We start from the raw sequence: 23,866 nt of genomic DNA, 5'->3' as shown, positions 1-23,866 counted from the left end.
GCGTGACGTGTGGAGATCCTGTGAAGGAGCGGGTGGGGACGGACGGCGGCCCCACCGCCGGGTGCTGCCGGTGGTGGGGCCGTCGCGCTCCGGTCGGGTCAGGTGCCGGTGCTGACCGAGGCCGACTTGTTCGTGTAGTCGGCCGCGTCCTTGCACGTCACGCCCGGTCGCTCGTCGCAGCGGCCGATGCGGAAGGTGACGACGTGGCCCTCGGGCAGGTCCTTGTTGCACTGCCGCTTGTTCCAGTAGTCGGTGCCGCTGGCGCCACCGGTGTGGCGGCAGATGCCCTGACGCCCGGCCGCGCTCCAGATGACGGCGACGGACTGGGCGTCCGACTGCTGGTCCCAGACCCAGAAGATGTCGCCGGAGGCGTCGTAGCAGCCCTTGCCGTAGCCCTCGTCCACCGTCTTGTTGCACGTGAGGACGCTGGGGACGGTCTTGAGCTGCGCGACGTCGTACTCGTAGCCGGCGGCCTGGGCTCCGGCGGCCGCCGTGAGGACGAGCGCGGACGTGGCGGCGAGGGTCGCGACGAGGCGACGGGTGATGGTCATGGGTTCCTCCCGGGTGGGGCGCGCCGGGTGCGCGCCGCGCGCCCATCGAAGCGCCCCGACCCCTCCGGTCGCCATGGGGAGGACTCCCCGGCGGCTCACATGTCGCGGTAGCGGCGGGCGGCGGCCACGCGCTCGCCGAGCCGGGCGGCGTCCGCCGGCACCGGGCGCGACCAGTCGTCCCCGTCGGCGTACGGCAGCCCGTAGGCCGCGGTGTCCCGCTGGGTGCGCCAGCCCTCGGCGAGCGGCCCGAGGTCGAGGGCGTCGTAGCCGATCGAGTCGAGGAAGGCGGTGACGGCGGCCTTGGCGTCCGCGTCGTCCCCGGCGATGGCGAGCGCCGAGCGGTCGGGCGACCCGGCCGACCGGGCCAGCTCGCCGAGCGCGCCGGAGGTGATGTTGTTGAAGACCTTGACGACCCGGCTGTCCGCGAGGTGCTCCTGGACGAGCTCGCTCGTCGTGGTGCTCTCGTCGTCGAGGGCGGCGATGTGGCCGTCGCGCTCCGGGTAGTAGTTGATCGTGTCCATGACGACCGTGCCGGCGAGCTCCTGCGCCGGGAGGTCGCGCAGCGCCTTGAGCGGCACGGTGACGACGGCGAGGTCGGCGGCGCGCGCCGCCTCCTGCGGGGTCGCGGCGCGGGCGCGGGGCCCGAGCTCCTCGACGAGCTCGCGCAGCGTCTCCGGCCCGCGCGAGTTGCTGATGACGACGTCGTGCCCGGCGTCGACCGCCAGCCGCGCGAGGGTGCTGCCGATGTGTCCCGCTCCGACGAGTCCGATGGTGCTCATGCCCGGAGCAACGACGCCGTCCCCGGCCCCATTCCGCCGGCGGCGGCCGTCGCGCGCTGCGACGCCGTGCCGGCCGCCCACGTGCGGTACCCGCCGTCGAGGTTGCGCACCTCGCGCCCGTGCTGCGTGAGCAGCCGGGCGGCGACGTAGCCGCGCAGCCCGACCTCGCAGTGCACGACGAGCGGCCCCGACGGCAGCTCACCGAGGCGCGAGCGCAGCTCGTCGACCGGGACGTTGAGCGCCCCGGGCACCGGGCGGGCCGCGTGCTCCGCGGCGGTGCGGACGTCGAGCAGCGTCGCCCCGGCCGCGAGCGCGGCGTCGAGCTCGTGCCACTGCAGCGTCTCGACGTCACCGTCGGCGACGGCGCGGTCGACCCAGCCGAGCATGTTGACCGGGTCCTTGGCCGAGCCGAACTGCGGGGCGTAGGCGAGCTCGAGGTCGGCGAGGTCGGCGGCGGTCAGCCGGCCGGTCATCGCCGTCGCGATGACGTCGATGCGCTTGTCGACCCCGTCGCGCCCGACGCCCTGCGCGCCGAGGATCTCGTCGGTCAGCGGGTCGACGAGCAGCTTGAGGGCCATCGTCTCGGACCCCGGGTAGTAGCCGGCGTGCGAGCCGGGGTGGGTGTGCAGGACGCGGTGCGGGCGACCCGCGGCGCGCAGCCGCTTCTCGTTCCAGCCGACGCTCGCCGCCGCGACGCCGAACACGCCGACGATGGCGGTGCCGAGGACCGGCCGGTCGGCGCCGGGGCGCCCCACGACGACGTCGGCGACGATGCGGCCCTGCCGGTTGGCGGTGTTGGCCAGGGGCACGAGGACGGCGGAGGAGTCGAGCCCGTCGCGCTTCTCGACGGCGTCGCCGACGGCGAAGATCGCCGGGTCGGAGGTGCGCAGCGAGTCGTCGACGAGGATGCCGCCGCGCTCACCGAGGGCGAGGCCCGCGGCCGCGGCGAGCGAGGTCTCGGGGCGCACGCCGATGGCGGCGACGACGAGCCCGGCCGGCACCGCCTGCCCGTCGGAGAGGTGCACGACGTGGCGCTCGCCCGGCTCGATGCGCTCGACGGAGGTCCCGAGCACGAGCCGGACGCCGGCGGCGCGCATCGCCGCGTGGACCGGCTCGACCATCTCGGGGTCGAGCGGGGCCATCACCTGGCCGGTGGCCTCGACGAGCGTCACGCCGATGCCGCGGTGGACGAGGTTCTCGGCGACCTCGACCCCGATGAACCCGCCGCCGACGACGACGGCCTCACGGGCCCCCCGCGCGGACGCCACGAGCGCGTCGAGGTCCTCGACGTCGCGCAGGGTGTGCGCGACCTCGATGCCCGGCAGCGGCGGCCGCACGGGGCGGGCGCCCGGCGAGAGCACGAGGGCGTCGTACTCGAGCTCGACGTCCTCGCCGCTCGCGAGGTCGCGCACGGTGACGCGGCGGTTCGCCCGGTCGATCGCGCGCGCCTCGTGGCGCACGCGCACGTCGAGGGCGAAGCGGGCCGCGAGCGACTCCGGCGTCTGCAGCAGCAGGGCCGAGCGCTCCTCGATGACCCCGCCCAGGCGGTAGGGCAGGCCGCAGTTCGCGAACGAGACGTGCCCGCTGCGCTCCACGACGGTGATGGACGCCTCCTCGTCGAGGCGGCGCAGACGGGTGGCCGCGGACATGCCGCCGGCCACTCCCCCGATGACGACGATCTTCCTCATGCGGAGGATCATATACCCCCGGGGGTAGTGGCCGGTGACGGTCGGCGAGGACCTCAGCGGTTGCCGATGAGCCACCCGACGACGAGGCCGATGACCCCGACGACGACGTAGGGCGCATAGGTCCTGACGAGGACCGGCAGCACCGTCGAGCCGAGGTCGATGACGTCGTCGTCCCGGGGCGTCGGGCGCGGGGCCGGGCGGGGAGCCGGGCTCGGCGTGGCCGCGGCGGGAGCGGCGGACGCCGCGGCGGCGGGCGCCGCGGGCTCGTGGCTCGACGGCGGCGCCTCGGCCGACTCGGCGGCCCCCGCGGCGGCGGCGGCGCTCGCGTCCGCGGCCGGGGCGGCGGTGTCGTCGGCACCCGCCGGGGCGGCCCCGGCGGCCGGGGCCTCCCCGAGCACGCCCTCGATGCACCCGACGAACTGCCCGAGCAGCTTGTCCGAGACGTCCTGCATGACACCGCGACCGAACTGCGCCGGCTTGCCCGTGACCGCGAGGTCGGTGACGACCTCGACGCGGGTGCCGGTGCCGTCCGGGGCGAGCTGGATCCGGACCGTGGCCCCGGCCGTGCCGTTGCCGCGCTTGTCCTTGCCCTTGGCCTCGATGACCGCGCGCTTGGCCGCGTCGTCCTTCTCGACGAAGCGGCCGGTGCCCGCGTACTGGAGGGCGATCGGGCCCAGCTTGACCTTCACCGTCCCCGCGAACCCCTCCTCCGAGACCTCGGTGACGGTGGCGCCCGGGAAGCAGCCGCCGACCCGCTCGAGGTCCATGAACGTGGCCCACGTCGTGTCGACGTCGGCGGGGACGGTGAAGTCGTGCGTCAGCTCCATGCGGTGATCAGCCCTCCATGGCCTTCTGGACGGCCCGTCGGGTGAGGACCGTGGCGAGGTGGCGCCGGTAGTCGGCGTCGCCGTTGAGGTCGCTCGGCGGGTTGGTGCCCTCGGCGGCGGCGCCGCAGGCGTCGGCCAGGCCGGAGGCGGACGAGCCGACGAGCGCCTGCTCGACGGCACCGGCGCGCAGGGGCGTGTTGCCCATGTTCGTCAGGCCCACCTTCGCCTCGGCGATGCTCCCGCCCTCGACCCGCACCGTCGCCGCGACCGCGACGATCGACCACTGGTGGGCCACGCGCACGAACTTCTCGTACGACGCGCCCCAGCCGGTGTGCTTCGGGATGCGGATCTCGGTGAGCAGCTCGCCCTCCTCGACCGCGGTCTCGAAGAGGTCGCGGAAGAACTCGGTCGCGGGCACGGTGCGCTCGCCGCCGGAGCCGGCGATGACCATCGTCGCGTCGAGCGCGAGGATCGGCGCCCCGACGTCGCCCGCCGGGTCGGCGTGCACGACCGCCCCGCCGACCGTGCCGCGGTGGCGGATCTGCGGGTCGGCGACGGTCTCGACCGCCTTCGCCAGCAGCGCCGCGTGCTCGCGCACGAGATCGCTGGCCAGGATGTCGCTGTAGGCCGTCATCGAGCCGATGGCGATGTGGTCGCCGCCGTCCCGGATGCCGCGCAGCGCCTCGATGCGGCCGAGGTCGACGACCGTCTCGGGGGCGTTGAGCCGCATCCGCAGGATCGGCAGGAGCGACTGCCCGCCGGCGAGGACCTTGGCGTCGTCGCCGTGCTCGGCGAGCGCCGCGAGGGCCTCGTCGACGCTCGTCGGGGCGAGGTAGTCGAAGGATGCGGGGATCACTGCGCTGCTCCGTCCGTCGTGCCGGCTGCCGGGTCCTGGTTGGGCGCACCCTCACCGAAGTGGGCCTGGGCGTCGGCCGTGGTGGCCTTGTCCTGCTGGGCGCCCGCGGTCCGGATCGCCTTCCACACCCGCTCGGGCGTGCACGGCATCTGGATGTCGTCGATGCCCATCGGCCGCAGCGCGTCGACGATGGCGTTGACGACCGCCGGGGTCGAGGCGATGGTGCCCGCCTCGCCGACGCCCTTGGTGCCGAGCGTGTTCGTCGTCGACGGCGAGACCGTGTGCTCGCTGATGTAGTTGATCGTGTCGGCCGCGGTCGGGAGCGTGTAGTCGACGAACGACCCGGACACCAGGGTGCCCTGCTCGTCGTACTCCGCGCCCTCCCAGAGGGCCTGCGCGATGCCCTGGACGAGGCCGCCGTGGATCTGCCCCTCGACGATGAGCGGGTTGATGATCGTCCCGATGTCGTCGACGCAGACGTACTTGCGCATCGTGCTCTGCCCGGTCTCGGTGTCGACCTCCATGGCGCACAGGTGCGTGCCGTGCGGGAAGGAGAAGTTGACCGGGTCGAACGTGGCGTCGGCGTCGATGCTCGGCTCCACGCCGTCGGGCAGGTTGTGCGCCGCGAAGGTCGCGAGGGCGATGTCGGTGATGCCGATGCCCTTGTCGGTGCCCTTGACCGTGAACTGCCCGCCCTCGAACTCGAGGTCGTCGACGCTGGCCTCGAGCAGGTGGGCCGCGATCGGCTTCGCCTTCTCGATGACCTTGTCGGCGGCCCGCACGAGCGCCTCGCCGCCGACGACGAGCGAGCGGGACCCGTAGGTGTCCAGGCCCTTCGGCGCGATCTGGGTGTCGCCGTGGAGGACCTCGACGTTCTCGAACGGGATGCCGAGGCGGTCGGCGACGATCTGGCTCCACGCCGTCTCGTGGCCCTGGCCGTGCGGCGTGGCACCCGAGACGACCTCGACGGTGCCGGTGGCGAGCATCCGGATGCTCGCGCTCTCCCAGCCGCCGGCGCCGTAGCTCAGCGAGCCGAGGACGCGGGAGGGGGCCAGGCCGCACATCTCGGTGAAGGTCGAGACGCCGAGGCCGAGCTGGACGGTGTCACCGGACTCGCGGCGGCGCTTCTGCTCCGCGCGCAGCTCGTCGTAGCCGAAGAGCTCGAGGGCCTTCTCGGTCGCGGCCTCGTAGTTGCCGGAGTCGTAGGTCATGCCGGCGACGGTGGTGAACGGGAACTCGTCGTGCGTGATCCAGTTCTTCTCGCGGATGGCGATCGGGTCGACCCCGACCTCCGCCGCGAGCTCGTCCATGATCCGCTCGATGGCGTAGGTGGCCTCGGGCCGCCCGGCGCCGCGGTAGGCGTCGACCCAGGTCTTGTTGGTCAGCACCGTCTGGCAGTTGAACTGGTACGCGGGGAACTTGTAGATGCTGTTGAACATCCACGCCCCGAGGACGGGGACGCCGCCGCCGACGATCGCGACGTAGGCGCCGAGGTCGGCCAGGAGGTCGACCTTGAGCGCGGTGACCGTGCCGTCCTTCTCGGCGGCGAGGGTCATCTTCTGCCACTGGTCGCGGCCGTGGTGGGCCGAGACCATCGTCTCGCTGCGGGTCTCGGTGTACTTGCACGGCTTGCCGAGCTTGCGCGCGATGGCGATCGTCGCGAACTCCTCCGGCGTCGTCTGGAGCTTGCCGCCGAAGCCGCCGCCCACGTCGGGGGCGATGACGCGGACCTTGGACTCGGGAATGCCCATCGTCGCGGCGATCGCGAAGCGCAGGATGTGCGGCACCTGCGTCGCGGACCAGATGACGACCTGCTCGCCCGTCGGGTCGACGACCGTCGAGCGCGGCTCCATGAAGGCCGGCACGAGGCGCTGCTGGCGGTACTCGCGCTCGATGACGATGCCGTCCTGGCGCGCCTTGGCGATGGCCTCCTCGACGTCGCCGCCGGTGCCGGCGGCCTTGGAGTCCAGCTGCCAGAAGGCCGACTTGTTCGTCCCGGCGTCGGGGTGCGCGAGGACCTCGTCCTTGATCGCCTCCTTGAGGTCGAGGACGGCGGGCAGCTCCTCGTAGTCGACGTCGACGAGCTCGGCGGCGTCACGGGCCAGGGCGGCGCTGCGCGCGACGACGACGGCGACGATCTCGCCGGTGTGCGCGACGCGCTCGCTCGGGACGGGGAGGTGGGTCGGGGTGACCTGGTCCGGGGTGATCGGCCAGGCGTTGATGTTGACGCCCTGGCTGTCGGCGAGGTCGGCGCCGGTGAAGACCGCGTGGACGCCGGGGGCGGCCCTGGCCTCGTCCGTGCCGATCGAGACGATCTTCGCGTGGGCGAAGGGGCTGCGGACCATCGCGAGGTGCAGCATCCCGGGCAGCTGGATGTTGTCGGTCCACTTCGTGCGGCCGGTGATGAGGCGCTGGTCCTCCTTGCGGCGGCGGTCCTTGCCGACCTCGGCGGTCGGGCGGTCGTCGACGGCGGTCATCAGGCGTTGCTCCTCTCGCTGCTCATCGTGCCCGCGGCGGCGGCCACGGCCTTGACGATGTTGTGGTAGCCGGTGCAGCGGCAGAGGTTGCCCTCCAGGCCCACGCGGATCTCCTCCTCGGAGGGGTCCGGGTTCTCGCGGAGCAGGTCGACGGCCTGCATGATCATCCCGGGGGTGCAGTAGCCGCACTGGAGGGCGTGGTTCTCGTGGAACGCCGCCTGCATCGGGTGCAGCTCGCCGTTGCTCGCGAGGCCCTCGATGGTCGTGACCTCGTGGCCGTCGGCCTGGACGGCGAGGACGTTGCAGGACTTGACGCTGCGCCCGTCCAGGTGGACGGTGCACGCACCGCAGTTGCTGGTGTCACACCCGACGACGGTGCCGACCTTGCCCACGACCTCACGGAGGTAGTGGACGAGCAGCATCCGGGGTTCGACGTCGTCGGCGTTGGAGACGCCGTCGACGGTGACGTTGATCCGAGTCATCATTGACTCCTTCGCGAGTGGATCCGTGATCGTGCTCGTGATCTTGCTTCACCCATCGTCGGTCGGCAAGGGGTATGGACGAACCCACCGACCGGACGGGTGCGCCGGGCTTTCCCCCGAGGAAAGGTTCGAGGGCGCGCCGAATCGGCTTGCGCCACAACGGACTCACCGCGAGGCCACGGCCACTGCCGCCGATGCGGCCGGAAAGCGCTCAGGCGGGCGCAGGTGCGGCTTCGTGGAGCCCGTCGCCGTGGTGGTGGATGGGGCCGCCGACCTCCTGCAGCCGCTTCCCACCCCCGCCCCACTGGAGCGCGACGATCTCGGCGGCGATGGACACCGCCGTCTCCTCCGGTGTGCGAGCGCCGAGGTCGAGGCCGATGGGGCTGGACAGCCGGGCGATCTCGTCCTCGGTCACCCCGGCCTCGCGCAGCCGCTCGAGCCGGTCCTCGTGGGTGCGCCGGCTGCCCATCGCCCCGATGTAGGCGACCTCCGGCAGCCGCAGCGCCTGCTCGAGGACGGGCACGTCGAACTTCGGGTCGTGGGTCAGCACGCAGACGACGGTGCGGCCGTCGATGGCGCCCGCCTCCTGCTCCGCCGCGAGGTACTTGTGCGGCCACTCGACGACGACCTCGTCGGCGGCCGGGAAGCGGGTACGGGTCGCGAAGACCGGCCGGGCGTCGCAGACCGTCACGCGGTAGCCGAGGAAGCTGCCGACGTGCGCGACGGCGGCCGCGAAGTCGATGGCGCCGAAGACGAGCATCCGCGGGCGCGGCGCGAAGGCGTTGACGAACACCCGCATCCCCTCGCCGCGGCGCTCCCCGTCGGGGCCGTAGGTGAGGGTCTCGGTGCGCCCGGACGCGAGCAGGCCGCGGGCGTCGTCGGCGACGGCGGAGTCGGCCCGCGGGGAACCGATCTCGCCGACGACCGGCACGTCGGCGTCCTCGGGCCGCACGACGAGCCGGCGGCCCAGCCACGCGGGGTCGGGGTGGTCGATGACCGTGGCGACGGCGACCGGCCGCCCCGCGGCGACGTCGTCGGCCACGGCGCCGAGCTCGGGGAAGGTCCGCTGCGACACCGGCTCGACGAAGACGTCGAGGATGCCGCCGCAGGTCAGGCCGACGGCGAACGCGTCGTCGTCGGAGACGCCGTAGCGCTGGAGCACGGGCGTGCCGCCGTCGACGACCTCCTTCGACAGCTCGTAGACCGCGCCCTCGACGCAGCCGCCCGACACCGACCCGACGGCCTCGCCGCCCGGGCCGAGCAGCATCGAGGCCCCGGCCGGCCGCGGCGCCGAGCGGAACGTCGCGACGACGGTGCCCACGCCGACGGTCTCCCCGGCCCGCCACCAGGTCATCAGCTCGTCCAGCACGTCACGCACGCGCGACCACCTCCGTCAGCTCCTCGAACGCCGCCATCGAGTGCCCGGCGACGAAGTCGTCGACGTGCGGCAGCACCGCCATGATGCCCCCCTGGACCGGTTCGTACCCGGCCCTGCCCCGGTGCGGGTTGACCCAGACGACCCGGTGGGCGACCGCGTGGAGCCGGCGCACCTGCTCGCCGAGGGCCTCCGGGGCGTCGCGCTCCCAGCCGTCGCTGAAGACGACGACCACCGCGCCACGGGCCATCCCCCGCCGGCCCCAGCGGTCGAGGAAGACCTTGAGGCCCTCGGCCAGCCGGGTGCCGCCGGACCAGTCCGGGATCGCCTCGCCCGCCGCGACGATGGCCCGGTCGGCGTCGCGCTGGGTCAGCGCGCGGGTGATGTGGGTGAGGCGGGTCCCGAGCGTGAAGACCTCGGTCGGCGCCTCGGAGACGCAGTAGGTGTGGCACAGGCGCACGAGCGAGTCGGCGTAGGCGCTCATCGACCCGGAGACGTCGAGGAGGAGGACGACCCGGCGGGGTCGGCTGCCGCGCCGGCGCCACGCGACCTCGCCCGGCTCCCCCATCCGCCGGAGCATCGCGCGCAGCGTGCGCCGGGCGTCGACGGCCCCGCGGGGCGCGTCCTCCCAGCGGTGGGCACGCCGGCGGGGCGCGCGCGGGCGGAGGCGGCCGAAGAGGCGGGCCAGCTCCTCGCGCTCGCGGCGGCTGAGGGTCGTCACGTCCTTGCGGCGCAGGATCTCGGTGGCCGAGGCCTGGGCGTGGACGTCGTCGGGCTCGTCCCGGCCCTCGCCGGGCCCGGGCTCCTCGGCGCCGAGGGACGCGCGGGGGATCAGCCGACTCAGGGGGTCGCGGGGCTTGGTGCCGGCGCGGGTGCCGCCGAACCACTCCGCGAAGACGAGGTCGTGGCGCTCGAGGTCGGCCGGCGACGCGCAGAGGGTCGCGCGGCCGGCGTGGTAGACCGCCGCCGGGTCCTCGAGCCCGACGGCCGCGACGGCCTCGAGGTAGGTGCGCTCGCGGTCGGCCGTCACGTGGACGCCGGCGGCGCGCAGCGTCCGGGCGAACCCGACGAGGACCTCCTCCGGGCTGCGGACGAGCTCGGCGGCGTCGAGGCGGTGCTGGGCGACGGTCATCGGCGGGGCGGGCGCGGCGTCACGGGGTGAGCATGACGTCGAGGGCGCGCTTCACCCGCTCGGCGTCCTCGCGGTACTTGACCGCGACCCCGAGGGTGGCCGCCGCGGTCTCGGTGTCGAGGGTCCGGGTGCCGAGCTCGTAGAGCGCCCGGGCCCAGTCGAGGGTCTCGGCGACGCCGGGCGGCTTGAGCATCTCGCGGTCGTCGCGGATGGCGTGCACGGCCCGGACGACCTGCGCCGCAAGGGCTTCGGGCACCTCGGGGGCCCGGGTGCGGACGATCGCCAGCTCGCGCTCGATGCCGGGGTGCTCGAGCCAGTGGTAGAGGCAGCGGCGCTTGAGCGCGTCGTGGAGCTCGCGGGTGCGGTTGGAGGTGAGGACGACGACCGGGGGCGTCGCCGCCCGGATCGGCCCGAGCTCGGGGATGGTCACCTGCCACGTCGAGAGCACCTCGAGCAGGAAGGCCTCGAACTCGTCGTCGGCGCGGTCGACCTCGTCGACGAGGAGGACGGCCGGCGCGTCGCGCAGCGCCTGGAGGACCGGGCGCGCGAGGAGGAAGCGCTCGTCGAAGAGGTCGGCCTCGAGCTCGCGCACGTCCTTCGCGCCGCCCTCGACCGCCTCGAGCGCGCGCACGTGGAGGATCTGGCGCGGGAAGTCCCAGTCGTAGAGGGCCTGGCTGGCGTCGATGCCCTCGTAGCACTGCAGCCGGATGAGCGGCAGGTCCATCGTCTCGGCCAGCGCCTCCGCGAGAGCGGTCTTGCCGGTGCCGGGCTCGCCCTCCATGAGCAGGGGGCGGCCGAGCCGCAGCGAGAGCCACGTGACCGTCGAGAGCGCGTCGTCGCTGAGGTAGCCGACACCGCCCAGCGCGCTCGCGAGGTCGGCGGCCGAGTCGAACGTCGTCCGGGGGTCCATGGCCACAGCATCACCCACGACCGGCCCCCGTGGAAGGACGACGCTCACACGAGGTCGACGAGCGCCGCGAGGAGCTCGCCGAGCGCGAGGGCGGTGACGACGGTGGCGACGGCCGCGACGAGGCGTCCGTCGCGCAGCACCGACAGGCGCGGGTCGGCCGGGTGGCCCGTGCCCAGGCGGCGCTGGCGCAGCGTCGCGACGACGACGTACGCGGCGAGGGCGGCGATGAGCACCGTGGGCAGCACGACCGCCCCGCCGAGCGAGTCGAGGGTGAGCCGGCCGACGGTCAGCGTGCCGACGAGCAGCGCCAGGCCGGTCCGGCGCCAGGCGAGCGTCGTGCGCTCCTGCTGCATGCCGGGGTCGCGGACGACCTGCTCGGTCACCCGAGGCCCCGGAGCACGCTCGCGACGGCGAGGACGAGCCCGACCGCCCCGATCGTCGCGACGACCACGACCATCGTCGGGTTGCCGGGCAGCGGCGTCCCCTCGCGCATCGCCCGCTCGGTGCGGGCCCACGTGCGCCACGCGGTGACGGCGGTGACCATCCCCGCAAGGGCCAGGAGCGCCGCGAGCACCGACTGCACGGTGTCCTGCAGTGGCAGGTCGAGGGCGTCGAGCGCGGCGGACCCGGCGAGCAGGGCCAGCGCCGTGCGGGCCCAGGCGAGGAAGGTGCGCTCGTTGGCGAGGGAGAAGCGGGCGTCGGGGTCGGTGCCGTGGTCGTAGACGCTCGCCGGCCACCGTCTCCGCTCGCTCACCCGGCCATCATGGCGCGTGGCGGTGCGCGCGCAGGGCGTCGGGGGTGTCGGCGTCGGTGCCGCTCGCGAGGTCGCCGCACTCGACCGAGGTGGGCGGGTGGGCCGCGAGGTGGTCCCGGGCGCCGCGGTCGCCGCGCGCGGTGTCGGCCACGGCGGCCCAGTGGGCGCGCCCGAGGACGACGGGGTGGCCGGCCGTGCCGTCGTAGGTGGCGCGCAGGAGGACCTCCGGGCCGGCGCCCCGGGTCGCGGACAGCACCCGCCGGTAGACGCGGGTGCCGACGTCCGGCAGGTCGACGAGGGTGACGACGGCCGCGTGGACCTCCGGCGCCGCGGTGGCGTCGAGGTGTCGCAGCCCGGCGCGCAGCGAGGCGCCCATCCCCTCCTCCCAGTCGTCGGCGACGACGACGGCGGCTCCGGCGACCTCGGCGAGGGGTCGGGCCTGCTCGGCCGAGGCGCCGAGGACGACGACGACCTGCTCGAGCCCGGCGTGGAGCAGCCGGTCGAGGGTCGCCTCGAGGAGGGTGGGGGCGTCGTCGGCCGGGCGGACGAGGGCCTTGGGGCCGCCCATCCGGCGCCCGGCGCCCGCGGCGAGGAGGAGCCCGACGGTGGTCACGGGCGCCAGCCTGCCACCCACGGCCCGGCGCGGTCGGTGTCGGCGGCATCCGGACGGCGGTCGTCCGGATGGGCGGTTAGGTTCGACGGCATGGTGCTCGAGCTCAGCCGCCGCGACGCCCGGCGGGCGGCCGTGCGGGCGCAGCTGCTGATCCGGGACCGGCCCGTCGACGCCCTCGCCGTCGTGCGCCACCTCGGCCTGGTCCAGATGGACCTCACGGCGCACGTCGCCCCGAACGCCGACCTCGTCCTGTGGAGCCGGCTCGGGTCGGCGTACTCCCCCGACGTCCTCGACGACCTCCTGGAGTCCCGGGCGATCGTGGAGCACCTCGGGTACCTGCGCCCCGCCGAGGACATCGCCCTGTTCCGCGCCCAGATGGCGGCGTGGCCCGGCGTCGAGCCGCTCAGCGCGTGGCGGCGCGAGCTCGAGGCGTGGGTCGAGGCGAACCGGGCGTGCCGCGACGCGATCCTCACCCTCCTGCGCTCCGAGGGACCGTTGCCCGCGCGCGAGATCCCCGACACCTGCGTCGTGCCGTGGCGCTCGTCCGGGTGGACCAACAGCAAGAACGTCCAGCGGATGCTCGACCTCATGGAGCAGCGCGGCGAGGTGGCGGTGTCGTCCCGCGAGAACCGGGAGCGCACCTGGGACCTCGCCCCGCGGGTGCACCCGGACGGCCCCACCGTCCCGTTCGAGGAGGCGGAGCGCGAGCGCGACCGGCGGCGGCTGGCGGCCCTCGGCATCGCGCGGGCCCGCGTGACCTTCCCGCCCGGCGAGCCCAACCACGTCGGGGAGGCCGGGGTCGAGGCGGTCGTCGAGGGGGTGCGCGGGCGCTGGCGGGTCGACCCGGCCGCGCTCGAGGGCGGGTTCTCGGGGCGGACGGCGCTGCTCTCGCCGCTGGACCGCCTCGTCTTCGACCGCAAGCGGATGGCCGAGCTGTTCGAGTTCGACTACCAGCTCGAGATGTACAAGCCGGCGGCCTCGCGGCGCTGGGGCTACTTCGCGCTGCCGGTGCTCCACGGTGACCGGCTCGTCGGCAAGGTCGACGCGCACCGTGACGCCGGCGCCGGGGTGCTCCGCGTCGCCGCCGTGCACTGGGACGAGGAGCCCACTGGAGCGATGCGCGGTGGGGTCGAGCGCGAGCTGCGCTCCCTCGCAGGACTGCTCGAGGTCGAGCTGATGCTTCCGTCCGGCTGGTCGAGCGCCGACGACTGACATGGACGACCTCGAGCGACGCCTCAGCCGGTGAGGCGGTGGGCGGGTGCGGTGGTGCGGGTGGTGCCGTCGGGTCCGTGCCAGGTGACGGTGCCGTCCCGGGCGATGGTCGGTCGCCAGCGGTCCTGCTGCTTGAGGCGGTGGTGTCGTCGGCAGAGCGCGGCGAGGTTGCCCGGTGACGTGTCGCCACTGGGCCAGGGTCGGACGTGGTCGAGGTCGCAGCGTTCAGCCGGGCGGGTGCAGCCCCACATCCGGCAGGTCCCGTCGCGGGTCTTCACGAACTCGGCGATCGCCTTGGGTGGCCGGTACGCCGCGGTGGTGAGGCAGGCGAGGGTGCCGGTGTCGGCCTCGAGCACGGCCCGGGCCACCTCGACCGGCAACAGCCTCAGCAGGTTGGCCAGCGTCGCGGGCTCCACCCACCCCAGGCCGGGGAGCTGGGTGCCGGACACGGCGTACCCGGGCGTGACCTCGGCCAGGGCGAAGGTGCGGTCGCTGGGGTCGTCGTCGAGCTCCTCCAGCCACGACAGCTCCTCCCGCGACTGAGGGTCCAGGTCGCCGTAGCGGACGATCTCACCCGTCGTCGCGTCGACGAGGGTCTCGTCGTCGTCCCAGTCCACCCGGAACCTCGTCCCCGCCACCGGCTCCGGCGCAGGCCGGTCGGTCACCACCGGCACCCCGAGAGTCACCTGCGCGGACACCGTCACGTTGCGCAGCACCAGGTCGGTCAGGGCGTCCGCGCGGGACTGCGGCACGGACAGGGCGTCGTCGACCGCGCGATAGTCCCCGGCCAGCGCTTCGACCGCCGCCCACATCGCGCTCGACGTGGCCGTCGGCAGGGACGCGAACCAGTCGGTCAGGCCGTCCTCCCCGGGGCGGACCTCCACGCACCGCCCGCGCCTGCGCAGCGCCACGTGCGCCGCGACCTGCTCGGCCGCGACCCGGGTCGCCACCCGGCGGGCCTCGCCGGCAACGCGGGCCGGGTCCATCCGCGCCAGGCGGGGCGCCAGCTCGGCGTCCACGCGCAGGCACGCCTCCACGTCCAGACCCGCGCACGCGTCGACGATCTTCTGCACGGCCGCGACCGCGACGGCCCCCTCGACCAGCAGGTCACGCACCAGCGGGAACCGCTCACCCACGGCCGCACCCAGCGCGGCCTTGCGACCCGCGAGACCTTCCGTGAGCCCGGTCGCCAGGCTCATCCGCGTCGCGGCCATCGCGTCGACGAACCCCAGCGGGTGCACCCGCTCCCACAAGCCCGACCGCACCGTCGTCTCCACCCGAGCACCCCACGCACCAGCCACGGCCGTCGCCCCCTCGGCCGCATTGACGAGTCCCTGCAGCTCGCCGGCGAGCGCGAACGCCTCCTCCGCGGACAGCCGGTGACCGCCCTCCACCAGCTCACGACCCAGCCGCGCGCACTCCTCGCGCAGCGCCGTCACGCGGCGGGAGAGGGTCTCGGTGTCCATGCCTCATCCTACCGAACACCCGTTCGACGAACAAGCATCCGAAGCCACCTGTGGACATCGAAATCCATTCCCCTACAGGCGCTCTCAACACATCCCCGTCGACGCCGACGCCGACGCCGAGCAACCCCGTCGTCGCGGTGATGACGCGGTCGCTCCCTCGTGACGCGGACGCATCCACGTCAGCGATGAGCTTCCGCGCCGTCCCGGTGACAGCGCGGAAGCCCACCGACGTCAGACGGTCGGGACCTCGCCCGGCGCGAGCTCGGCCTCGAGGGCGGCGACGATGCGCGGGCGCAGGTCGCGCGCCGCGATGACGGCGTCGACCGACCCGACCTCGACCGCGCGGTGGATGTCGTGGACGCGGTCGAACTCGGACGCGACCTTGCCGAGCATCTCGGAGCGCACCGCCTGCCGGACCGTCGCGAGCTCGCTGGCCAGCAGCGGCCGCTCGGTGGCGGACGCCTCGCGCACCCGCGCCTCGAGGTCCGCGACCCGCGGGTCCGCGGCGGTCCGGGCGTCGACGTCGCGGGCGAACACGACGGCCGCCGCCGGGGCGCCGCCGATGACCGAGGCGAACGACCCCTCGACCGCGAGCACCGTCATCCGCGGGTTGAGCGCCTTGGAGAACACGACGAACGCGCCTCCGTGGTACCGCGACACGACGACGAAGACGATGGGGCCCTCGAAGTTGACGATGGCCCGACCGATCTCGGCGCCGTACTCGAGCTGCATCCCGCGCATCGACTCGGGCGACCCGTCGAAGCCCGACAGGTTGGCGAGGACGACGAGCGGCCGGTTGCCCGACGCCGCGTTGATGGCCCGGGCCGCCTTCTTCGACGAGCGCGGGAACAGCGTGCCGGCGGTGTAGGTGTCGGGGCCGTCGGTGGGCGGGAACCCGCGACGGGCCACCGTGCGCGACTCGATGCCCAGCAGCGCCACCGGGATCCCGCCGATGCGGGCGTCGAACACGACCGCGGTCTCGGCGTCGGCCATCCCGGCCCAGCGCTCGAGCGTGTCGTGGTCCTGGTCGGCGACGGCGCGCATCACGGTGCGGATGTCGAACGCCTTCTTGCGGTCCGGGTTCGTCGCCGACGAGAAGATGTCGCCGACGCTCGTGAAGTCGCTGCCCTCCATGACGTGCGGGTAGACCGTGACGTCGCGCTCGAGCGGGTCGGTCGTGCGGGCCCGGCGCGGGCCGGCCTCCCCCGGAGCCGTCCACGTCGAGTCGTAGTGCGCGAGAAGCACTCCGTAGGCGTCGACGAGGTCCTTGGCCCAGTACTGCGCCTGCCCGTTGGGGCCCATGACGCGGTCGTAGCCGCCGATGCCGAAGTTGTCCTCGGCGCTGACGCCTCCGGAGAAGTCGAGCGACTGCTTGCCGGTCAGCACCATGGCCGAGTCCGGCGTCATGACGAGGATGCCCTTGGTGTGCATGAGCATCGTCGCCTCGGCGTTCCAGTACGGCTGCGCCCCGACGTTGATGCCCGCGACGACGACGTTGACCTCGCCGCCGGCCTGGGTGAACTCGATGATCCGCTTGAGCGCCTTGGCGACCCAGTCCATGTTCTCGGTGCCGGAGTCCATCGAGATGCGGGCGCCGGCCGAGAGGGCGAACCACTCGACGGGCAGCCCCCGCTCCTCCGCGAGGTCGAGCGCGGCGATGACCCGCCGGCACTCCGGCTCGGCGACGGCACCGAGCGCGCGCAGGGGGTCGCCGCAGAGCAGGACGCGGGTGACGCCCTCGGGGTGCAGCGGGGTGGGCGTCGTGACGACGCCGCAGATCATCCCGGCCGTGTTCTGCCCGTAGGGGCGGTCGACCGGCACGAGGGCGCCGGAGTCGTCGAGGTCGTACTCGACGGCCTCGCCACCACCGCCGGCGATCATCGAGACGAGCTCGTACGGGTAGACGAGGCCGCGGCGCCGGGCGCGGACGACCTTCTCGGCGTAGGAGTCCAGCGGGCGCAGCCGCTCGGTCGGCGGCTGCTCGACCGTGAACGCCACACCGGAGCCCGGCTGGTAGGTGAACCGCGCGCAGATCGGCACCGAGTGACCGCGCTCGGCCCCGATGGAGCCCTCGATGCGGACCTCCTCGATGCCCGCGCCGGCCGTCATCGGGGCGACCTTGCCCTGGAGGGCGGTCAGCTGGTCGAGGTCGCCCTCGACCGGCGGCCAGATGTGCAGCCACACGTGGTTCATGTCCAGGCGGGCGCCACCGCCGAGCGTCGTGCGGGCGCGGCGGACCGCCTCGAGGCAGTTGGCCAGGGCGCGCTCGACGTGCGGCAGCGCGGTGACCCTGCCCGACTCGTCGCGGACGACGACGAGCTGGCGGACCTGGGCGAGCGCCACGAGGCGCTGGTCCTGCGGGTTCTCCTTCGCGACCGCGTGCAGGAGGAGGACGTCCTCCGGAGCGTCGAGGCGGGTCAGCGCGAAGTCGCGCAGGCGCCAGACGTTGAGCCGCCGGCCGACCATCGGGTGGACCCCGCGCACGGGGTCGTCCTCGACGAGGGTGCCGTCGGGCTGGGCGCGGAAGGTGAAGTAGCCGACCTCGCGCCCGTCGTCGGTGACGACCCCGACGGCCACGCGCCGGCAGGCGTGCGCGAAGGCCATCGCTCCGACGCGCTCCGCGAGCTCGGCCGAGGCCGCCTCGGGGTCGGCGGGCGGCGCGGGCCAGTGGACGTAGAGGTCGACGACCGCGTCCCGCCCCGGCGCCCGGTCGGCCACGAGCCGCTCGAGCAGGGTCGCGAGGCCCGACCCGGCGGTCAGCTCGTCGACGGTGCCGACGGTGCTCACGAGGTGGGTGTCGGTGTCGTCGAGGCGGTAGTCCGCGACCGCGACCGAGCGGCCCTCCTCGGCGCGCTCGGTCAGCCCGCTGAGGGCGTGCTCGCGGTAGTGCCGCTTGACGAGGACCTCGAGCATCGGCTCGCGCTCGGGCACCCCGGCCCGCAGCCGCTCGCCGAGGAAGCGGACGATGCGTTCCGGGATGTCGGCCAGCGCGTCGACGCGGGCGGTGCGCTCGGGCCCGGGGGCCATCGCGTCGATCTCCTCGAGCCCGGCGCCGACCGAGCCGAGGACGCTGCGGCGGTCCTCGTCGACGAGCGGCTGGTCGAACCAGCGGAAGCGCACGCTGCGGGCGAGGTCGCCGACGACCGGGAAGCGCAGCTGGGTCGCGACGACGAGCCGGTCGAGGAGGTCGTGCGCGGCCTGGCCGGCCTCCCCCTCGGGCTGGGGCTCGCCGAGCCAGCGCTGGAGGATGGACGTGGCCATCGCGACCTCGGGCGCAGAACGCTGCTGCGAGAGGAAGATCCGGAAGACGGCGCCCTCGAGCTGCGGCGTGCGGTCGAGCCCCTCGACCTCGTGGTGGCGCAGGACGCGCTCGAGGCGGGAGACGAAGTCGGCCGGCAGGCCGCCGCGCTCGGGGTCGAGGGTCTGCAGGAAGGTCCGGAAGTGCTCGCGCGGGCTGTGCACGCGGTTCTCGACGTGCGCCTCCTGGCCGACGGGCCGGTTGCGGGCGAGCTCGGCCAGGTCGGCGAACACCGTGAGCAGGTCGATCTCGTCGCGCACGACGCCCTCGCCGGTGGCCGCGAGCTCGTCGCGCGCGGCGAGGTACCCCTCGAGCGCCCGACCCTGGTGGGCGGCGTCGAGGTCGTAGCCGAGGAGCATCGCCGAGAGGTCGGCCCGGCTGCGGTCGGCGCGGCGGCGGGCGTCGCCGTCGGTGCCGATCTCGGGCAGGTCGAGGTCGACGACCGCACCGCTGTCGGCGACGGCCTCCTCGGCGTCGCCCGTCGGTTCGAGGCGGACCATCGGCGCACCCGTCTCGACCTGGCTGCCCGTCGCGACGAGCAGCTCCTTGACGCGGGCCGCGAACGGCGCCGGTAGAACGGTCTCCATCTTCATCGACTCGAGGACGAGGACGGGCGCGCCGGCCGCGACCTCGTCGCCCACGGCGACCGGGGTCGCCACCACGAGGGCCGGTGCGGGAGAACGCAGCACGCCACCCTCGTCCCGGCTGACCCGGTGCGTGACGCCGTCGACCTCGACGAGCTGGACGGGGCCGTGCGCCGCGGTGACGAGGCGGTGCAGGCGGTCACCGACGCGCAGCCGGCTGGCGTAGTCGCCGAGGCGCTCGAGCTCGGCGTCGACCGTGTGCTCGCCCGCCGCGTCGGCGACGGTGGCCCGGTAGCGCGAGGGGCCGGTGCGCAGGACGGTCACCTTGTAGACGGTGCCGCGCAGCTTGAGGTCGACGGCCCGGCCGACGTCGTGCTGGACCTGCGGACGGCCACCACGGGCGGTCTCCAGCAGGCGCGCCCGCTCGATGGCCTCGGCGTCGAGGTAGGCCTCGATGCCCGCGGCGACGAGCGCCACCCCGGAGTGCTCGGTCGTCACGAGGCGGCCCTCGCCGCGCACCCGGTCGATCCATCCGGTGTCGGCGCTGCCGTCGACGACCTCGGGCTGGTCGAGCAGGTCGAGGATGAAGGACTTGTTCGTGGCGCCGCCCTCGATGACGACGGTCGTGTCGCGCATCGCGCGCCGCAACCGGGCCAGGGCCTGCTCGCGGTCCTGGCCGTACGCGATGATCTTGGCGATCATCGAGTCGAAGTCGGCGGGGATCGAGTCGCCCTCCGCCACACCGGTGTCGACACGGATGCCGGGACCGGCGGGGAGCTCGAGGTGGACGATGCGCCCGGGCGCCGGCGCGAAGTCGCGGTCGGGGTCCTCGGCGTTGAGCCGGGCCTCGACGGCGTGGCCGAGCTCCTCGGGCCGCTCGCCCTCGAGCCGGCCGCCCTCGGCGACGTGGATCTGCAGGCGCACGAGGTCGGTGCGGGTGACGACCTCGGTGATCGGGTGCTCGACCTGGAGGCGGGTGTTGACCTCGAGGAACGCGAAGAAGCGCTCGCCCGGGTGGTAGAGGAACTCGACGGTGCCGGCGCCGGCGTAGCCGACGCGCACCGCGAGGCGCTCGGCGGAGGACTTGAGCTCGGCGACCTGGTCGGCGTCGAGCAGCGGCGACGCGGACTCCTCGATGACCTTCTGGTTGCGGCGCTGGACGGAGCAGTCGCGCACGCCGATCGCCCACGCGGTGCCCTGCCCGTCGGCGATGACCTGGACCTCGACGTGCCGCGCTCCGGTGACGAGCTTCTCGAGGAAGACGACGCCCGAGCCGAACGCGCGCTCGGCCTCGTCACGGGTGCGCTGGTAGGCGTCCTCGAGCTCGGCGTCGGTCGTGACCTTGCGGATGCCCCGGCCGCCACCGCCGGCGGTCGCCTTGAGCATCAGGGGGTAGCCGATGCGGCCCGCGGCGGCCACGGCCTCCTCGAGGGTGTCGACGCCGCCCCGGCTCCAGGGCGCGACGGGGACGCCGACCTCCTCGGCGATGAGCTTGGAGCCGATCTTGTCGCCGAGCTGGCGCATCGCCTCCGGGCTCGGCCCGATGAACGTGACCCCGAGCTCGCGGCAGAGCTCGGCGAAGGCCGGGTCCTCGGCGACGAAGCCCCAGCCGACCCAGACGGCGTCGGCCCGCGTCTCGCGCAGCGCCGTCGCCAGCCGCGCGTGGTCGAGGTAGGGCCGGCTCGAGGCCGGGCCGAGGTCGTACGCGACGTCGCTCTCGCGGACGAACATCGCCGTGCGCTCGGCCTCGGTGTGCAGCGCGACGACCTCGGTGCGCGGTGCGCCGGGCGGGAGCTCGGCGTTGAGGTCGCGGACGGCGTGCACGAGCCGCATCGCGGACTCTCCACGGTTGACGACGGCGATCCGCGAGAACATGCGCCGAGCCTGCCACCTGCCTGCGGTGACTCGCGAGTAATGGACGGCGAGTATCGGTGTCGGTCCCTCGGCGCGCGCCGGACGGTCCCCCGCCCCTACGGTGCTGACATGCGACAGGGTGGGACGGGCGGCGCCCGACGGTTCTGGGTGGTGGCAGCGGCGGGCGTGCTCGCGCTCGGCACGGGCGTCGCGTCGGCCGATGCGGCGCCGGGCGACGGCTACCCCGACTGGACGCTCGGCGGCTCGGGGGGCGCCTACACCGCGAGCGCCACCGGCCTCGCGACCGGGTTCCCCACGGTGTCGCTCGCCTCCACGTCGCGGGCCACCGCGCAGGTGTTCGGCGGCGCCACGTCGTGGCTGCCGGCGTCGTCGTCCTTCGGTGCGCGCTTCGGGTCGAGCCAGGACCGCGAGTACCTGTCCCTCCGCCCGGCCGCCGACAACGCCCGGTCGCCCTCGACGACGACGCTGACCTTCGGCTCCCCGACGCCCGTCGGCGGCTGGGGCGTCGCGCTCGGTGACGTCGACGCCGAGACCCTCGTCGTCACCGGGACCGACGCCGACGGCGCGGCGCTGACGGGGGCCGAGCTCGGCCTGGTGCCGACGTTCAGCGCGTGCGACGCGAGCCCGCGCGCGTCGGCCTGCTCCGGGCTCACCGCCCCCTACGCCGTCCCCACGGCGACGACCGGCGGCACGTCGGTGACGCTCGCCGACCCGCTCTGCCCGTCCGTCGGCGAGCGCTGCGACACGACCGGTGCGGCCGGGTGGCTGTCGCCCACCGTGCCGGTGCGGTCGCTCAGCATCACCTCGACGTGGAAGCAGGGCTTCCCGACCTACCAGCTGTGGCTGGCGACCGCCGAGCAGGCGGCCTCCGGCTCCGTCACGGCGCCCTGCACCTCCGACCGTGACGGGGTGCGCGTCGAGGCCCTGCGGCCCGACGACTCGGTCGCGGCGTCCGACACGACCGGGGCGGACGGCACCTGGTCGCTGGGCGGCCTCCTCGGCACCGACGACTGGCGGCTGCGGGTCGTGCCGTCGGCCACCGCAGCGGTCGACGACCTCGCGACGAGCGTCCTGGACCTCTCGGGCGGCGACGTCGCCGACCGCACGACCGCGCTCCGCTCGCTCCGCCCGGTCTCCGGCACCGTCGTGGACGCCACCGGCGACCCGCTGCCCGGGGCGCTCGTCCGCGTCCTCGACGGCACGACCGAGCTCGCCCGCGACACGACGGGCACCGACGGCGCGTGGTCGCTCGACGCGCTGCCGGTCGGCGACCTCTCCGTCGCGGTCGACGCCCCCGAGGGCTACACCGCTCCCGGGCCGGTCGGCGTCACCCTCGGCTGCGACGGCCTCGCGCTCGACCCCGTCGTGCTCGGGGCGGCGCCGTCGCCCACTCCCACCCCGACCGGGACGGCGACCGCCACCCCCACCGCCACCCCGACCCCCACGGTCACGGCGACGGCGACCGCGTCCGCCCCGGCGTCGTCGACCGGGTCCCCCACCGCGGGAGCGACCACGGCCCCGACGACCCCGCCGCCCGCGGCGTCCGGTCCGGTGCTCGCGGCGACGGGCACGGACCCGACGGCGCCGCTGGTGCTCGGCGTGGCCCTGCTCGCGGGGGGCGCCGCCCTCCTGGCCCTCTCGCGCCGGCGCCACCACCACCGCGCGCACTGACGCGCGCCCACCGACGGGTGGTGGGCCGTCTCAGCGGGGAGTGGGGTGGTCCTCGGCGGCCGCGTGCTCCTCGGCGGCCCGGCGCGCCTCCTCCAGCGCGGGGAGCTCGGGCTCGTCCTCCTCCGGGTCGACGCGCGGCGCGACGAGAGCGGCGACCCGCTCCTCGGTGGCCGGCGTGATCTCGTAGCGGCGCTGGTAGATCTCGAGCATCGCCATCGCCGTCGCCGCGAGCGGGACGCCCATGAGCGCCCCGGACAGCCCGAAGAGCTGCGCCCCGAGCAGCGCCGCCCCGAACGACACGGCGGGATGGACGTCGACCGCCCGGGCCGAGATCCGCGGCTCGATGGTGAGGTTCTCGACCTGCTGGTAGGCGATGCCCCAGACGAGCACCCACACCCCGAGCCAGGGGTCGGGCGAGGTGAGGCCGACGACGACCGCGAGCGCGATCGACACGTAGGTGCCGATGTTCGGGATGAACTGCGCGACGAGACCGGTCCACAGGGCCAGCGGCAGCCAGTACGGCAGGTCGAGGAGGAAGAAGGCGACGCTGCTCGCGAGCGCGTTGAGCGAGGCGAGGACGACGCGGGCGGCGATGTAGTTGCCGACCTTGACCTTCGCGAGGTCCCACGCGGTGAGGAACGGCACCTGGACGCGCGGGTTCATCCGGCCGGCGAGCCAGAGCCGCAGGCGGGGCATCCCCGCGGAGATGTAGAAGACGAGGAAGGCGACGACGAAGACGCCGAAGAACGCCCCGAGCAGCGCGGTGAGGAACCCGAAGACGCCGAAGGCGACGTTCTGGGCGTAGCCGCTGAGGTCCGAGGGCGAGATGCCGGCCTGCTCGAGGAGGTCGTCGTAGGTGTACTGCGACCCGGTGGCCCGGTTCAGCTGCTCGAGGACGTCCGAGGCGATGCCCGGCACGGCCGAGACGAGCGCGGTCAGCTGGTCGACGAGGAGGCTGCCGAAGAGATAGAGGAACGCCCCGAGGGCGACCAGCGCCGTGAGCATCACCGTGGCGGTGGCGGCGGCGCGCGGCATCCAGCGGGTGAGGCGCGCGACGGCCGGCTCCATCGCGAGCGCGACGAACCAGCTCATGACGACGTAGAAGACCATCGAGCTGCCGCGCCACAGGACGAAGCCGAGCACCGCGACGCCGAGCAGCACACCGACGACGGCGACGGTGCGCCGGCGGTCGGTGCGGTGGGCGGGGTCGAGGATGTGGGGGTCGGTGCCCGCCGTGGCGGTGGGCGTGGTCTCGCTCATGCGCCGCAGCCTAGGGCCGTCGCGGACCCGCCGCCGGGACGACGAGGGCCCGGCCC

18 protein-coding genes are annotated in these 23,866 nt (G+C 74.6%); 2 read left to right on the top strand and 16 right to left on the bottom strand.

The features are described 5' to 3' along the window. Nucleotides 1–98 precede the first annotated feature (98 nt). From HL663_RS07465 to HL663_RS07405, 13 genes are all read right to left on the bottom strand, one after another. Entirely contained in the window at nt 99–551 is a 453-nt protein-coding gene (locus tag HL663_RS07465) for a hypothetical protein (protein WP_173027763.1), read from the bottom strand. A gap of 95 nt (nt 552–646) precedes the next feature. Then, the gene (locus HL663_RS07460; RefSeq protein WP_173027762.1) at nt 647–1,330 is read right to left on the bottom strand and encodes an NADPH-dependent F420 reductase; all 684 of its coding nucleotides are present in this window, start codon (nt 1,328–1,330) and stop codon (nt 647–649) included. Further along, complete coding sequence (locus HL663_RS07455) at nt 1,327–3,018, bottom strand: FAD-dependent oxidoreductase (protein WP_173027761.1); 1,692 nt, start codon at nt 3,016–3,018, stop codon at nt 1,327–1,329. The genes HL663_RS07460 and HL663_RS07455 overlap by 4 nt, the downstream gene beginning before the upstream one ends. Nucleotides 3,019–3,071: 53 nt before the next feature. After that, nucleotides 3,072–3,845, bottom strand: coding sequence for an SRPBCC family protein (locus HL663_RS07450; protein ID WP_173027760.1), 774 nt, complete (start codon nt 3,843–3,845; stop codon nt 3,072–3,074). A gap of 7 nt (nt 3,846–3,852) precedes the next feature. Continuing rightward, nucleotides 3,853–4,701 carry an FAD binding domain-containing protein gene (locus HL663_RS07445; protein ID WP_173027759.1) on the bottom strand — a complete coding sequence of 283 codons (849 nt, stop codon included), beginning with the start codon at nt 4,699–4,701 and terminating at the stop codon, nt 3,853–3,855. Continuing rightward, nucleotides 4,698–7,178: a xanthine dehydrogenase family protein molybdopterin-binding subunit gene (locus tag HL663_RS07440; RefSeq protein ID WP_173027758.1), complete on the bottom strand. Its 2,481-nt coding sequence runs from the start codon at nt 7,176–7,178 to the stop codon at nt 4,698–4,700. The genes HL663_RS07445 and HL663_RS07440 overlap by 4 nt, the downstream gene beginning before the upstream one ends. Beyond that, nucleotides 7,178–7,660, bottom strand: coding sequence for a (2Fe-2S)-binding protein (locus HL663_RS07435; RefSeq protein ID WP_173027757.1), 483 nt, complete (start codon nt 7,658–7,660; stop codon nt 7,178–7,180). Before HL663_RS07435 ends, HL663_RS07440 begins: the two co-directional genes overlap by 1 nt. 211 nt (nt 7,661–7,871) lie before the next feature. After that, on the bottom strand, nt 7,872–9,038 hold the full coding sequence (locus tag HL663_RS07430; RefSeq protein ID WP_173027756.1) for an XdhC family protein: 1,167 nt from the start codon (nt 9,036–9,038) through the stop codon (nt 7,872–7,874). Beyond that, nucleotides 9,031–10,167: a vWA domain-containing protein gene (locus tag HL663_RS07425; protein WP_173027755.1), complete on the bottom strand. Its 1,137-nt coding sequence runs from the start codon at nt 10,165–10,167 to the stop codon at nt 9,031–9,033. The genes HL663_RS07430 and HL663_RS07425 overlap by 8 nt, the downstream gene beginning before the upstream one ends. 19 nt (nt 10,168–10,186) lie before the next feature. Further along, nucleotides 10,187–11,077, bottom strand: a complete 891-nt coding sequence (locus tag HL663_RS07420; RefSeq protein ID WP_173027754.1) for an AAA family ATPase — start codon at nt 11,075–11,077, stop codon at nt 10,187–10,189. Nucleotides 11,078–11,121: 44 nt separating this feature from the next. Beyond that, nucleotides 11,122–11,460 carry a DUF202 domain-containing protein gene (locus HL663_RS07415; protein ID WP_173027753.1) on the bottom strand — a complete coding sequence of 113 codons (339 nt, stop codon included), beginning with the start codon at nt 11,458–11,460 and terminating at the stop codon, nt 11,122–11,124. Then, nucleotides 11,457–11,831, bottom strand: coding sequence for a YidH family protein (locus tag HL663_RS07410; protein ID WP_173027752.1), 375 nt, complete (start codon nt 11,829–11,831; stop codon nt 11,457–11,459). The genes HL663_RS07415 and HL663_RS07410 overlap by 4 nt, the downstream gene beginning before the upstream one ends. Nucleotides 11,832–11,838: 7 nt before the next feature. Beyond that, nucleotides 11,839–12,444 (bottom strand): nucleotidyltransferase family protein, encoded by a 606-nt coding sequence (locus tag HL663_RS07405; RefSeq protein ID WP_173027751.1) that lies wholly within the window; start codon nt 12,442–12,444, stop codon nt 11,839–11,841. Nucleotides 12,445–12,534: 90 nt separating this feature from the next. On the opposite strand from HL663_RS07405, the gene HL663_RS07400 reads away from it, so the two are divergent. Continuing rightward, nucleotides 12,535–13,656, top strand: coding sequence for a DNA glycosylase AlkZ-like family protein (locus HL663_RS07400; protein WP_173027750.1), 1,122 nt, complete (start codon nt 12,535–12,537; stop codon nt 13,654–13,656). Nucleotides 13,657–13,679: 23 nt separating this feature from the next. Here HL663_RS07400 and HL663_RS07395 read toward each other — a convergent pair whose 3' ends face one another. Both HL663_RS07395 and HL663_RS07390 read right to left on the bottom strand, forming a co-directional pair. Beyond that, complete coding sequence (locus tag HL663_RS07395; RefSeq protein ID WP_173027749.1) at nt 13,680–15,122, bottom strand: HNH endonuclease signature motif containing protein; 1,443 nt, start codon at nt 15,120–15,122, stop codon at nt 13,680–13,682. 231 nt (nt 15,123–15,353) lie between these two features. Beyond that, nucleotides 15,354–20,879 carry an ATP-binding protein gene (locus HL663_RS07390; RefSeq protein ID WP_173027748.1) on the bottom strand — a complete coding sequence of 1,842 codons (5,526 nt, stop codon included), beginning with the start codon at nt 20,877–20,879 and terminating at the stop codon, nt 15,354–15,356. 108 nt (nt 20,880–20,987) lie between these two features. On the opposite strand from HL663_RS07390, the gene HL663_RS07385 reads away from it, so the two are divergent. Continuing rightward, nucleotides 20,988–22,550 carry a carboxypeptidase-like regulatory domain-containing protein gene (locus tag HL663_RS07385; RefSeq protein WP_173027747.1) on the top strand — a complete coding sequence of 521 codons (1,563 nt, stop codon included), beginning with the start codon at nt 20,988–20,990 and terminating at the stop codon, nt 22,548–22,550. A gap of 30 nt (nt 22,551–22,580) precedes the next feature. Here the strand turns inward: HL663_RS07385 and HL663_RS07380 are convergent, their stop codons facing one another. Beyond that, on the bottom strand, nt 22,581–23,810 hold the full coding sequence (locus HL663_RS07380) for an AI-2E family transporter (RefSeq protein WP_173027746.1): 1,230 nt from the start codon (nt 23,808–23,810) through the stop codon (nt 22,581–22,583). Nucleotides 23,811–23,866: the final 56 nt, after the last annotated feature.

The organism is Arthrobacter sp. NEB 688, from assembly GCF_013201035.1.
Classification (GTDB): Bacteria; Actinomycetota; Actinomycetes; order Actinomycetales; family Dermatophilaceae; genus Phycicoccus.
This window is presented reverse-complemented; position numbering and strand designations above follow the sequence as displayed.

What these genes read in the sequence shown, in the direction of transcription:
- HL663_RS07465 (WP_173027763.1), bottom strand. Translation starts at nt 551, where the DNA reads ATGACCATCACCCGTCGCCTCGTCGCGACCCTCGCCGCCACGTCCGCG.
- HL663_RS07460 (WP_173027762.1), bottom strand. Translation starts at nt 1,330, where the DNA reads ATGAGCACCATCGGACTCGTCGGAGCGGGACACATCGGCAGCACCCTC.
- HL663_RS07455 (WP_173027761.1), bottom strand. Translation starts at nt 3,018, where the DNA reads ATGAGGAAGATCGTCGTCATCGGGGGAGTGGCCGGCGGCATGTCCGCG.
- HL663_RS07450 (WP_173027760.1), bottom strand. Translation starts at nt 3,845, where the DNA reads ATGGAGCTGACGCACGACTTCACCGTCCCCGCCGACGTCGACACGACG.
- HL663_RS07440 (WP_173027758.1), bottom strand. Translation starts at nt 7,178, where the DNA reads ATGACCGCCGTCGACGACCGCCCGACCGCCGAGGTCGGCAAGGACCGC.
- HL663_RS07435 (WP_173027757.1), bottom strand. Translation starts at nt 7,660, where the DNA reads ATGACTCGGATCAACGTCACCGTCGACGGCGTCTCCAACGCCGACGAC.
- HL663_RS07425 (WP_173027755.1), bottom strand. Translation starts at nt 10,167, where the DNA reads ATGACCGTCGCCCAGCACCGCCTCGACGCCGCCGAGCTCGTCCGCAGC.
- HL663_RS07420 (WP_173027754.1), bottom strand. Translation starts at nt 11,077, where the DNA reads ATGGACCCCCGGACGACGTTCGACTCGGCCGCCGACCTCGCGAGCGCG.
- HL663_RS07400 (WP_173027750.1), top strand. Translation starts at nt 12,535, where the DNA reads ATGGTGCTCGAGCTCAGCCGCCGCGACGCCCGGCGGGCGGCCGTGCGG.
- HL663_RS07395 (WP_173027749.1), bottom strand. Translation starts at nt 15,122, where the DNA reads ATGGACACCGAGACCCTCTCCCGCCGCGTGACGGCGCTGCGCGAGGAG.
- HL663_RS07390 (WP_173027748.1), bottom strand. Translation starts at nt 20,879, where the DNA reads ATGTTCTCGCGGATCGCCGTCGTCAACCGTGGAGAGTCCGCGATGCGG.
- HL663_RS07385 (WP_173027747.1), top strand. Translation starts at nt 20,988, where the DNA reads ATGCGACAGGGTGGGACGGGCGGCGCCCGACGGTTCTGGGTGGTGGCA.
- HL663_RS07380 (WP_173027746.1), bottom strand. Translation starts at nt 23,810, where the DNA reads ATGAGCGAGACCACGCCCACCGCCACGGCGGGCACCGACCCCCACATC.